The following is an 11,656-nucleotide window of genomic DNA, read 5'->3' as shown; positions in this document are numbered from 1 at the left end:
GTTTTATAATGAATTATTTAGATATATCTAATAATGAATTGAAAATTTGGAAAATAACATCAGATATATGCCATGATATATCCCCCTCGTTTCTTTGTAAGATAAGAATTTATTTCCACCAAAATAATTAACAGTTAAATACTTTAACTAAATAATAATTTAGGTACTTTAATACCATGGGGAAATGGAGAGTAATTATGCTTAAAAAATTGGACAAAATGTTTTCAATGTACAAAGGTTTACCAAGAGATATTTATTTCATTGCTATCGCCAAATTTATTTTGGGGTTGGGGAATTTTATTATCCCTTTTATGGTACTTCTTTTAACACAAAAGCAAGATTACTCGACTTCAGTTGCAGGCACTATCGTGATGATAATCACCGGCGCTTATATGCTAGGAAGCCTCATAGGGGGAAAATTGTCAGATGCCTATGGACATAAAAATATTATGATCATAGGAGAACTGCTTGGGGCTGTTGTTATCATTACGTGTGGTTTTTTTGCTGAAAATCACTTCATTTCTCCGGCACTGCTATGTATAGGATATTTTTTCATCGGTGTAGCGTTACCAGCAAGTAATGCACTCGTTGCCGACCATTCCAATCCTCAAAATCGCGATGCTGTTATGTCGTTAAGCTACCTAGCCTACAATCTTGGCTCAGGTGTGGGTCCCGTTATTGCTGGTTATTTATTTTGGAATTACACAGAATGGGTTTACTGGGGAGAGGGTCTTGCACTATTGACAGGAATACTTTTAGTCGCATTTTATGTCAGAGACAATGCTATAAATACTGACTGTCAAGAAAATGTTTCTGAGCTTGAAAAAAATACCAACGGTAATGTCTGGTCAATATTTAAAGAACGACCACGCCTGATCGTTTTTGGACTATTATGCACTATACTTTGGTTTATTTTGAACCAAATGACTATGACCAGTCCACTCTACTACAGCCATATATTTGATAAGTCAGGTGCTATTTTGTTTGGTCAGTTAATGACTTTTGCTAGTCTTATCGTAGTGTTTATCACCCCACTTCTAATGAAGGTGACATCCAGTCATAGTGAACTGAGTAGTCTGTCAATTGCAGGTGCACTATTCGTTGTGGGTTACACCCTAGTGGTTTCATGCTCCAGTATTCCTATGCAGTTTTTCGCATGGTTCTTCCTATCTGCAGCAGAAGTTTTGCTCATAACAAAAGAAGGAATATATATAGCTAACCAATCCCCAGCCAGCCATCGTGGGCGAATAAGCAGTATATTGCTAACAATTAGAAATATTGGCCTTATGCCAACGTATGTAATCATGGGTTCTTTTATTCAGAGTTTTGGGTATCAGAAAGCTTGGCTTCTGGTCATTATTACTGCAATACTGGCAACTATATCTTTCTGGGCACTTTACATCCAACAAAAAAGACACTTTATGGTGATGTGAGCGACGCTCTTTTATTTCCAATAAAAACATAGTCACGTTTATCTGTGTTAGTGACAGGGTAGCTGCAATAACCGCTAATCTTAGAAAGAGAGCCTTATCGCGCTTAAACGCGATAAGGCTCTCTAATTAATCTTGCTTAAAATAGAATCAATCTATCTCGTGAGTTATATCAAAATAAACCACTTCTGATAATGAACACTCTTCTACCGATATAATCGATGATGCAATAAAAACCGCTGGTTTTTTATTCTAGAATGTTTTCCGATTATCAAGGTGCGAGCATACTTTGATTGATCTTTATCTAACTTGAGTTCTTAATTAATCAGTTAAAGGAAGTGTTCCCACACATTTTCTAACGCATTGCGCTTAATTGCACCAATGCCCCCAAAGAAAATATACTTGTTAATATTGATACGACTTAATTCTGCGTCTTTGCATAAAGCAACATGTGTTGTAACTGAATGCCCTTTCCTGAGCATCCAGCCGATTTAAGAAAATTAATCCAATGAGAATGCTTATAAAGGAAGTGCTGTTTCATGCAGATGACGCCATATCACCTGATTATCCTCCCCCAACTCGAACACCACAGTCGAAAAGCGTAGCGTTGCGTGCTGGCCTGGCAGTTGCTGCCGCTCCTGATAAGTCACGGTAGCTCCTGTAGTACTCTCTGCAATCAATTGCATATTGTCGATTTCAATCTCCAGCCCTGATTTTGTGCCGCATTGCGTACGGAAAAACGAAGTTAGCGACGTGTAATCAAGCTGGCCGCCGTCTGGCGTCACCATGGAATAGGCCGGGCTAAAACGTGCCAACAAATCTTCACACACCTTGGCAGGGCTGCTGGCATCGCCGAGCCAACGGCGGATCAATACGTGAGCATCTAAGACTTCCTGAAAGTAGGGATTCATCATTTCTCCTGATTAAGCATAAGAATGACTCTGCTATTAGCTATCCGTAAGCAGAGTAAGACGGGGATAACAGCACTGATGGCCGCCAGTGCAAAGCACAGATGATAAGCCTGAGTTTGCTGAATACCTGACATATTGAGTAACACGTTCAGTAATAAGCTGATTAACGTCACGCCTAAACAAAAACTGAGCTGACGGTTGATGTTCCACAGTGCGCTGGCATCCGCCAGCTCGGCATCGTGTACCTGAATAAACGCCGAACTCTGCGCGGTGCTGCTGCACAGGCTGCCCCCGAATCCCATCAGCGCATAAGCGACAGCCGCCAAAAACACGTCATCGGCACTGCCAATCAGAGGTAATAATCCAATACCGATCCCCTGCACCAGACAACCAATGATAAACAGCGGACGCGGCCCGACCTTATTAAACTTTTTGCCAGTGAGGGAGATAGCGGTAAATGAGGCTATTGCCCAGGGAAACATCATCGCGCCCACTAGGGTGGCATGCATCCCCAGCTGATCCTGCAAATACAGCATCGCAATCAGGCTGACGCCGGTAAAAATGCCCGGAATAAGCTGATAGATCAGCATCGCGGTTTGCAGCATCGGCTTCTGGATTAGACGCAGGTTGAGCAACGGTTGCGTTTTACGTAACGAAGTGCGTACATACCAGCACATCAGCGCAATAGCAGAGCCCAGTAACGCCGCCCCCAAGCTCAGGCGACCGGATTCGCCCATGTAAGTCAGGCCTAGCAGAATCAGAGTCAGCGCCAGACAGCCCGAGATGAGACCGCTGAAATCCAGCCGTTCGGCACTGGTGGCACGCACATCACTCTTCAGCCAACAAACAGCAAGAATCAATGCGACGAACGCCAGAGGCAAACTGGCTAAAAATACCCAGCGCCAGCTGACGTTGTCCACTAGCACGCCGCCGATGGCCGGAGAGAGCGCCGGCGCTATTAAGGCGACCAGCATAACGACCGAAGAGAGTTTTGCCCGTTCATGACTGCGATAAAGGGCATAAGTCATTGTCTGACCAACAGGGATCAGCAATCCCCCGCCCAACCCCTGCACCACACGCCAGGCAATGAGTGGCTCAATCTGGGAAGCGCTGGACACACCGCAGGTGCCGATGATGAAAATAATCAGTGAGAGGATAAACAGGCGCTTTGAACCCATGCGTTTTGCCAGCCAACTACTCAGGGGAATAACCAACGTTAATCCCAGAATATAGCCATTACTCACCCACGCCAGCTGACTAACCGGCACATTAAGCTGCCGGCCAATATCAGGATAGGCGACGTTGGCAATAAACATGTTGACCAGATCGATGAAAAAACCCAGCAGATAGACGCTGGCGACACGTACCCGATAACTCATAAATTTCTCATGAAAAACAGCATAATGGGCGCAGTATACCGTTAGAAAAAAAAAGATAAATCGACGTTTTGCAGTTACACTGTCTAAATTATTTTGACAATAATCTAAGCTCATAAGGAAGATCCATGCTGAATATGCAACGTCTGGAGATATTTGTGGCGGTAGTGGAAGCCGGCAGTTTTACCGGCGCGGCGCATACGCTGGGGCTGACCAAAGCAGTAGTGAGTTTTAACATCAAGCAGCTTGAGGAAGAATTAGGCGTTTCCCTGCTTACCCGCAGTACCCGGCAGATGGCTGTCACCGATACAGGCGAACGCTTTTATCTACACTGTCTGCAGTTGTTGCAAGATGTGGAAAAAATCCTGAACGATGTCCGCAGCGATCATATCGGCCTAAGAGGTCTGTTGCGCATCACCACCACGCCGGAATATGGAGCCAGAGTCGTGGTTCCCGTGATCTCGGCATTTGCCGCCCTACATCCGCAACTACGCATCCAGCACGTTTCTTCATCAAAAAATGATGATCTGATCTCCGGGCGTTTTGATGTGGCGATACGTCTTGGCCAACTGGCGGACTCCACTCATCATGCGAAGCTGATCGATTGGTTCGATATTCTACCTGTCGCTTCAAAAGAATATTTAACGATGCATCATGACAATCCCATCACTGACTTGAAACAACTGCAAAGCGCACGCTGGATTGCACATAGCCGCCTTGCTACACCATTAAACTGGCAGGTTCTGACGCCTACAGGCGACAATGTGTTATTCAGGGCAGATACTTTGCCCATGATCATGACTGACAGTGCGGCTTCACTGCTGGCATTTACCCGCAGCGGCGCGGGCGTGGCCTTACTGCCCGCTTGGTTGGTGCAAGAAGATATTGCCAACGGATGTTTAACCCCATTACTGCCTGACCACCGCTTTCCCAGACAAGGTATCTACGCACTCTATCCCAATACCCGCCATATCTCCGAGAACGTACGGACATTTATCGATTTCTTACAAAGCCAGATCGAAATGTAGCGGTCAAGAACTTTTGGACACTTTGGTAAAGACCAAAAACTGATCCTTATCTATAATTTTTTATCTCAGTGAAAGAAATAAACTACTTCTCATCAAAAACTTTAGTTTTAAAGTAAGAATATCATTTTGATATAAATTAATTTAATGAGGATGTATCAATGAAAAAGCCGCTAGTCGTAATAACGGGAGCAAGTTCAGGAATCGGTCAGGCAACAGCAAAATTGCTTTCTTCATATGGCTATCCACTACTTTTAATCGCTCGCCGAATAGAACGAATGGAAAGTCTAAATTTGCCAAATACATTATGTATGGCAGTTGACGTTACAGATAAAAAATCATTTTCCAAAGCAATAGAACAAGCAGAGCAAAAGTTTGGTCCCGTTGATGCTCTAATTAACAATGCAGGAGTCATGCTGTTAGGAAGCATGGAATTACAAGATCCTAACGAATGGGAACAAATGTTAAATGTTAAATGTTAATGTGAAAGGAATGATGAATGGTATTAGTGCTGTAACGAAAGGGATGATAAACAGAAAAAACGGAACCATAATAAATATCAGCTCAGTAGCCGGACGTAAAACTTTTCCTAACCATACCGTTTATGTTGGTACAAAATTTGCTGTACATGGAATGAGTGAGAATTTAAGAGAGGAACTTTCAAAGTACAATATAAGAGTCACAATAATTGCTCCGGGTGCAGTCGAAACTGAGCTATTAAGCCACACATCCGATAAAAAAATAAAAGAAAAATATCAAGACTGGAAAAAAAGTATGGGTGGTGAGGTTCTAACCGCAGAAGATGTAGCTAAGGCTATAAATTATGCCTACAGCCAACCTCAAAATATCTGTATCAGAGAAATTGTTCTTGCGTCCACTAAGCAAGAAGCTTAAAACCAAATTAAATGGGCACTGTTGCAAAATTTGATTTCTATAAAAAATGACGCTCCATTTTCACAACAGATTGCGTTTGTAGTAATAGAAATCAAAATGGGTACTCGTTTGTTCGAATGTCAACGAATGCTTATATTTGTATGCCAGTATTCTCTTTCGAAAATCCAGACTGTAGCCCATCTCACTTTCTCCTTTGTCAGTTGAAGCCAGATATTATGTCATATTAATATGATTCTGCTATATATCGCGCTTATAAGGATTATTGTGGCTGAACCTTTAGTAAATGTGTACTTTGTAAAACAGTTGTTTGATAATCCGCATACCTTCGAACTAAACAAGGGAAAACGGTAAAAAATGAAACACCACCCAGAACGTAACCAAATACGACTTGAACATGTACTTACCGCGTTAGGCAACCCAATGCGAATGACCGTTGTTCGTGTGTTAGCCGACGGAAAGGAACATACCTGTGGTTCGATACTTAAAGGTGTATCCAAATCTACACTAACTCATCATTGGCGAGTCCTTCGTGATAGTGGTGTTATTTGGCAAAAACCCTCTGGCAGAGAAAATTTGTTATCTCTTCGCACAGAAGACCTCAATATCCGTTTTCCCGGACTGCTTGACTCATTTATTACAGCCACACAAGAAGATGAACTGACGGGTTCGACTATTAAGCAATATAATCCTGATGCCTGACAGGACAGTTGATTTTTTTGCCTCTATACTTATCTGGCTACATAGGATTGTTTCGCAGTCGGTTTCAATTTACCACTGACTTAAGCCGTTCCATATTATTACAATCCAGCTATTCTATTGCGGAATAACTTCTCCGGCCATTATTGACCGGAGAACGGATTATTTATCTATCAGTTCAGAAACGGGAACAACCCGTGCTTTTCTTCCCGGCAAGGTAAATGCCATGAGTAACGCGAGTACCATACCGACCGCCGCGTACAGGAATGCATACCCTGTACTTGCTGCCAGCAAGGCGATTTCATTTTCTGGGGCATCATGCTGTGCCATACCTGTAGTCAGGGCAATTAGAACTGCCAGACCAATAGCATTCCCAACATTAAGCGTTGTTGATGCCATACCTGATGCAATTCCTTGTTCACTATGATCAACACCGGTTGCAGCAGCGATCCACATGGCTGTCCAGACAATTCCCTGACCCAAACCCGAAATAACCAAGCCAATCAGAATAGATTTATAAGAAGCTGAGATTGATGCGCCGGGTAGCATTAATAATGTACCAACAATACCAATAATGCAGCCTGCAATAATGGCATTTTTCGTTCCGATGGAATTCGCAAGGCGCGCGCCAGCCTGAGTCCCTATAAAAATGGATACGGAGGGAACGATAAATGCAAGACCGGTCTCAAGTGCATTATAATGCATAACATTCTGGAACAGGACAGTTTCGAAATAAGGCAATGCACCAAATGTCCCCATATAAATAAACGTCACGGTAACGCCAGCAACCAGATTCTTATTGTAAAAAAGGCGCAATGGCATCAACGGGTCACGAGATTTTGACTCAATGATGATGAACATCATAAAACTGATCAGAGACAGAAACAGTGCGTATTTAATAACAGGAACTTCCCAACCATATTCAGGTCCCTGCACAAGTGAAAAGACCAGAAGAGTAGATGCAGCCGTAATTGTTAATGCCCCGGGAAGGTCAAAACTGCGCTTCTCATGCCTGATTGGGTCTGCCGGAATAACGATGAAAGCAGCAATAATTGCTATCCCGGCCAACAGAACATTCACATAAAATACGGATGACCAGCCCAAATAATTTGTCAGAAGACCACCAGTCAGGGAACCCAGAGTTAAACCACTCGCACCAGCTCCTCCCCATGCTGCCAACGCTCTGTTTCGTTCCAGGCCTTCACGGAATAATCGGTTAATGAGAGAAAGCGTGGCAGGGAAAAGAAAGGCCCCACCTATTCCTTGCACAGCACGGGCAGTAATAATTACTTCAGGACGCCAGGCCATTCCTCCAATTAGGGAAGAAATCGCATAAAGCCACAAAGCACCAATAAACATTCGGCGCTGGCCGAGTAAGTCTGCTGCCCTCCCACCAAAAAGCATGAAGCCACCACAAAAAACGGTATAAGCACTGACAACCCACTGAAGCGTCTGTCCAGAAAAACCCAACCCTTTTCCTATTTCAGGAAGCGCAACAAAAACGATATTGATATCCAAAGAAATTATCAATTGAGCAAATGCCAGTAAGGCCAAACTTAGCCCCAGTCGATACTGATGGTCACCTTGATGCTTAGACATAAAATCCCTCATTGTTTTATTGTTCGCGTATATACGTACAATTAAAATATAGGCATTTTACCTAACCTGTTGCAAGATTTATTTATGCTCTTCCCGTATCGGCTTCAATGGAGGTTATCGTTAGCTACATTAAAAACGTCACTTGGTGCAGCTAAATCTGTTAATAAGCAATCCAGAATAATAACCATAACTTTTTGTTTTTTTTCATAAAGTAATTGTATTTACTTCTAGAATGTCTGTTTAGACAACTTAAGGTCAATTACGGGCAAAATTAATGGGTTATAATGTAAGCCTATCATTAAAACTCCCAGTCCGTGTGAATGTGAATTTATTGAATTCGTAGCACGTATCTGCCCCATTATGTGTTGATACCGACGGCTGAATTATATCGGAAACCTATTTTTATAACACATACATCATGGCCTAAACTAAAATAGTTATAGTATTCATTACATGAAACAGTAACATTAATTATTGTTGCCAATATATTTGGATACTTATTAAAAAATTAGAACCTTCTTGAACTTCAGAAGATAAATAGAAAGCAATAAGAAACACCTTATAATTATGAAAAGTTTTATAATCGTCATATAATTTTTATTTTACTCACTTAAAGGATGACTTAAGATTAAATATAACGCCCATTTAATCACCTTTAAAATATAACTACTTATTATTGTAAGTATATTGATCTATTTTTAATTTAAAGATAACCTTCCTTTGCAAATTTCAATCAATAATATCCTTCTGAAAAAGTAGCTTTAATTTCATCCCTAAATAGTGAAATGAAAGTCTTAATTATCTATTTTTGTTATTTTTACAGCACAAACAAAATAGCTTAAAATATTATCAATAAAACATAATTTTCAGCAAAAAATAAGTAAAATTCTTTTAGCGGATAATATAATAACTATAAACCCAGTCTTCTTTTTGAAAATTAAATGTAAAATATTTATGGCTTGAGCATGACCTTATTTTCTAGACAGTATGAACTCAGTGAATCCAGCTTGGATATTATCAGAGGGAAATTAAATTACTTTATTGTTTGATAAATGAATTAACGTAAATATATTTTCATTAATAATATAGAAACTAAATTCCAAATTTTCAATTGGAATAACATAGTGTTTTTATATTTTGTCTATCCAGTAGAGAAATACACCAAATTGACACTGTTTACGATTATGAAAAAACGTAGGAGGTACTATGTACAACTATTGTCCACCGGGCATGACCCCGGGTATGTTTAACTGTTGTCCGCCGGGGATGAACCCAGGGTGGATTATCGATTATATCCAGTCGGTGATTAACCAGAAGATTATCTGCAATGAACTACAGTCAGGCCTACTCAACTGTCAGGGCAATGTGCTGGCGCCGGCAACCCGCATCGTGCGTTGTGAGGACTTAGATGCATTAGTTAAAGAGGCCATTCAATCAGGACAGATATCCATACCGGGCATTGACGCGCTGACCTTTGACGGTACAGATATCCGGTTGGTGGATCAGGCGGGCGTAACACATAATATTAATCTGGCCTCTATTGCGCCGCAGAGTCTGACCAGCAGTGCCCTCAGCGTATCGTTGACGATGAAAGACGGTACTGTGCATACGGTGGATCTGACCGTGGCGGTGACAGATGCGATAGCAAAAAAGACCCTAACCAATGCGGTGCTCACCAAAGACAATACTCTGGTGTTGACGCTCGGGGATGGCAGCCAGGTCAATGTAGCCCTGAAAACCCTCCTAATGGACGGCCAATTGGTCAGCGGCAGTGTCAACAGTGCCGGGGACATTGAGCTGGTACGCGGAGACGGCACGACGGTGACAATCGACGCCAATGCACTGCGTAAGGTGAAGATTGACCGCGACAGCCCTTTTACCGGGAACGGTGATGATGTACCGCTCAATATGGATTTTAGCCGGGTATGCTGGAAAGTCATTGACAGTATCACGATGGACAGCAGTGGGCTGCACATAAAGATTGATAACCAGTGCGATGCAGTGACGCTGCCGATGTCCGCTATCCAGCAGGCACTTGCCGATAAAATCAGCGTCTGTGTGGGGGGGAGTGGCTTTATCACCGGCAACGGCCAGAGTGGGTCATGTCTGGATCTAGACCTGCAAAAAATCATAAATGCGTTGGTAGCGAACGCCAATGTGATGAACACGCTGATCAACAGCCTGAACAATAAGATTGCAGTCAGTACCAACGGCACGTTAAGCGGCAACGGTACGACAGCCAGTCCGCTTAGTGTCGTTGTGTCATCGGATGTGGGCAACCTGCTTACTCTACGTCCAGACGGGCTGTATTACGGACAACAAGCGTCGAAGGATGTGTCCGAGCTGTACGTCGATTCCGTAGCTGGTGATGATAAAAATCCGGGTTCGCAGAAGCAGCCGTTAAAAACTCTGCAGGAGGCATTAAAAAAAGTACGGGACGATCAGAGTAACAATATACATTTGCGCTGTGGGGGCGAGTATCTCTGGCCCAGTTTTGCCGTGTCGAACGGAGCAACAAGAACTATTCAGGCGTATGGTGACCCCTACATTGATGGACATAAAAAGCCTCAAGTGACTCCGGAGCGGCGCTCCTACATTTGGTGGCTACGGGATGCGGTTATCCGGCCCAAGATTTATGTGCAGGTGGGCTATAACCCACAGCTTCAGGTGTATTCCAATGCAACGGCCTTGCCAATAAATGGAGGATTATTGGAATGCTTCGGGCTAGAATTTATTTGTGAGGGGGTTAATGACCCTGGAACACCAGGCGCGCCAGCGAATTTTGATCCGAAAACATGGGCACGCTGGAATACTTACATGGTGTACGGTAACAGTTCGGGCAAAGTCAATTTTTACGGTTGTAAATTTCAGGGCAACTATGCCCCCAAAGCGGCAAAAATCGAGCCGGACAATGTGGATGAAGACTGGTGGGGAATTGTGGGCAAAGACAGTTTGGGGGAGGGAGCACAACCCAAATTCACGTCTTGCTCTAACACCAATTTGGTAACCATGCCGGGACAGGAAAAATACCCGAATATTATTGATGTCAGTTCCGGCATGGCGCAGCTGGATATTAGGCCCAAATATGATAGTTTTAGTGACCTGCCGGGATATGAATATCTGGTATGGAATATGGATCACGCGGTGCAGCTCACTAATGTGTTAACAGGTATCGTGTGGGATAAACTCGGCGAACCCCGTAATCTGACCTCGAATATTGTTATTGATGAGAAGAAGTGATGTCGGAACGGCATTGTTGCAAGTAGCCTATACGCAATTAACTTGAAGATGCAGGAATTAAAGTCTGGAAATTATCGGTCAGCCGGGTAGCTAATTCCTGTCCTTTTTCGGGTCAGGTGACATGAAAAAAATGATGAAGGGTGTCACGGAACGTTTTGGTATCCGGGAAATAGACATTGTTTCGTACCTGCTCATTCGCGTACTTCCATAATCGCTCAATCGGGTTGAGGTTAGGGCTGTAAGGCGGCAGATAATGCAACCTGATATTCAGGACTTCGGCAAAAAATCGTACTATTTCAGCACGGTGGTAACCCGCTCCATCCAGAATAATATGAATTCTTTGTGAAAGCGGATACGTTTCCCGGATGGCACCGAAAAACAGGACGACATTTTTCGCGTTAATCGTCGGATAGTCACGGATCACCGTCGCTTCAATCCGTTGCAAATTGAGGGCGCCCATAATGTTGAGGCGGGTGCGGCTGCCG

Annotated in this window: 9 protein-coding genes and 2 pseudogenes; 6 read left to right on the top strand and 5 right to left on the bottom strand. The window is 43.1% G+C overall.

Annotation, left to right across the window (positions count from 1 at the left end):
• Positions 1-197 precede the first annotated feature (197 nt).
• Positions 198-1,433, top strand: coding sequence for an MFS transporter (locus AAC855_RS16895; protein WP_340611162.1), 1,236 nt, complete (start codon positions 198-200; stop codon positions 1,431-1,433).
• 515 nt (positions 1,434-1,948) lie between these two features.
• Here AAC855_RS16895 and AAC855_RS16890 read toward each other — a convergent pair.
• Both AAC855_RS16890 and AAC855_RS16885 read right to left on the bottom strand, forming a co-directional pair.
• Complete coding sequence (locus AAC855_RS16890; protein ID WP_340611223.1) at positions 1,949-2,341, bottom strand: DUF4440 domain-containing protein; 393 nt, start codon at positions 2,339-2,341, stop codon at positions 1,949-1,951.
• On the bottom strand, positions 2,341-3,720 hold the full coding sequence (locus tag AAC855_RS16885) for an MFS transporter (protein WP_340611161.1): 1,380 nt from the start codon (positions 3,718-3,720) through the stop codon (positions 2,341-2,343). Before AAC855_RS16885 ends, AAC855_RS16890 begins: the two co-directional genes overlap by 1 nt.
• Positions 3,721-3,845: 125 nt before the next feature.
• Here AAC855_RS16885 and AAC855_RS16880 point away from each other — a divergent pair, with 125 nt between their 5' ends.
• The 3 genes from AAC855_RS16880 to AAC855_RS16870 all read left to right on the top strand — a co-directional run bounded on the left by AAC855_RS16880 (position 3,846) and on the right by AAC855_RS16870 (position 5,636).
• Complete coding sequence (locus AAC855_RS16880) at positions 3,846-4,745, top strand: LysR family transcriptional regulator (protein WP_340611160.1); 900 nt, start codon at positions 3,846-3,848, stop codon at positions 4,743-4,745.
• A gap of 158 nt (positions 4,746-4,903) precedes the next feature.
• Complete coding sequence (locus AAC855_RS16875) at positions 4,904-5,224, top strand: SDR family oxidoreductase (RefSeq protein ID WP_340611158.1); 321 nt, start codon at positions 4,904-4,906, stop codon at positions 5,222-5,224.
• A complete protein-coding gene (locus tag AAC855_RS16870) occupies positions 5,211-5,636 on the top strand; it encodes an SDR family oxidoreductase (RefSeq protein WP_340611157.1) in 426 nt (141 codons plus the stop codon). The genes AAC855_RS16875 and AAC855_RS16870 overlap by 14 nt, the downstream gene beginning before the upstream one ends.
• A 90-nt stretch (positions 5,637-5,726) precedes the next feature.
• Here AAC855_RS16870 and AAC855_RS16865 read toward each other — a convergent pair.
• Positions 5,727-5,816, bottom strand: a pseudogene (locus tag AAC855_RS16865) (IS630 transposase-related protein); the annotation flags it as partial.
• Positions 5,817-5,990: 174 nt separating this feature from the next.
• Between AAC855_RS16865 and AAC855_RS16860 the strand changes: the two are divergent.
• On the top strand, positions 5,991-6,335 hold the full coding sequence (locus AAC855_RS16860) for an ArsR/SmtB family transcription factor (RefSeq protein WP_099123190.1): 345 nt from the start codon (positions 5,991-5,993) through the stop codon (positions 6,333-6,335).
• Positions 6,336-6,494: 159 nt separating this feature from the next.
• On the opposite strand, the gene AAC855_RS16855 is transcribed toward AAC855_RS16860, so the two are convergent.
• Complete coding sequence (locus tag AAC855_RS16855; protein ID WP_340611156.1) at positions 6,495-7,931, bottom strand: MFS transporter; 1,437 nt, start codon at positions 7,929-7,931, stop codon at positions 6,495-6,497.
• Between the two features lie 1,206 nt (positions 7,932-9,137).
• Here AAC855_RS16855 and AAC855_RS16850 point away from each other — a divergent pair.
• Complete coding sequence (locus AAC855_RS16850) at positions 9,138-11,171, top strand: hypothetical protein (protein WP_340611155.1); 2,034 nt, start codon at positions 9,138-9,140, stop codon at positions 11,169-11,171.
• A gap of 37 nt (positions 11,172-11,208) precedes the next feature.
• Here AAC855_RS16850 and AAC855_RS16845 read toward each other — a convergent pair.
• Positions 11,209-11,656, bottom strand: a pseudogene (locus AAC855_RS16845) (IS630 family transposase); the annotation flags it as partial.

The sequence above is a fragment of the Xenorhabdus bharatensis genome (assembly GCF_037996705.1).
Classification (GTDB): Bacteria; Pseudomonadota; Gammaproteobacteria; order Enterobacterales; family Enterobacteriaceae; genus Xenorhabdus; species Xenorhabdus bharatensis.
Note: the sequence above shows the minus strand (reverse complement) of the source record. Positions and strands in the feature narration are given on the sequence as shown.

Bases quoted from the DNA above. Each gene is read 5' to 3' on its own strand.
- AAC855_RS16895 (WP_340611162.1), top strand. From the start codon at position 198: ATGCTTAAAAAATTGGACAAAATGTTTTCAATGTACAAAGGTTTACCA.
- AAC855_RS16890 (WP_340611223.1), bottom strand. From the start codon at position 2,341: ATGAATCCCTACTTTCAGGAAGTCTTAGATGCTCACGTATTGATCCGC.
- AAC855_RS16885 (WP_340611161.1), bottom strand. From the start codon at position 3,720: ATGAGTTATCGGGTACGTGTCGCCAGCGTCTATCTGCTGGGTTTTTTC.
- AAC855_RS16880 (WP_340611160.1), top strand. From the start codon at position 3,846: ATGCTGAATATGCAACGTCTGGAGATATTTGTGGCGGTAGTGGAAGCC.
- AAC855_RS16875 (WP_340611158.1), top strand. From the start codon at position 4,904: ATGAAAAAGCCGCTAGTCGTAATAACGGGAGCAAGTTCAGGAATCGGT.
- AAC855_RS16870 (WP_340611157.1), top strand. From the start codon at position 5,211: ATGTTAAATGTTAATGTGAAAGGAATGATGAATGGTATTAGTGCTGTA.
- AAC855_RS16860 (WP_099123190.1), top strand. From the start codon at position 5,991: ATGAAACACCACCCAGAACGTAACCAAATACGACTTGAACATGTACTT.
- AAC855_RS16855 (WP_340611156.1), bottom strand. From the start codon at position 7,931: ATGTCTAAGCATCAAGGTGACCATCAGTATCGACTGGGGCTAAGTTTG.
- AAC855_RS16850 (WP_340611155.1), top strand. From the start codon at position 9,138: ATGTACAACTATTGTCCACCGGGCATGACCCCGGGTATGTTTAACTGT.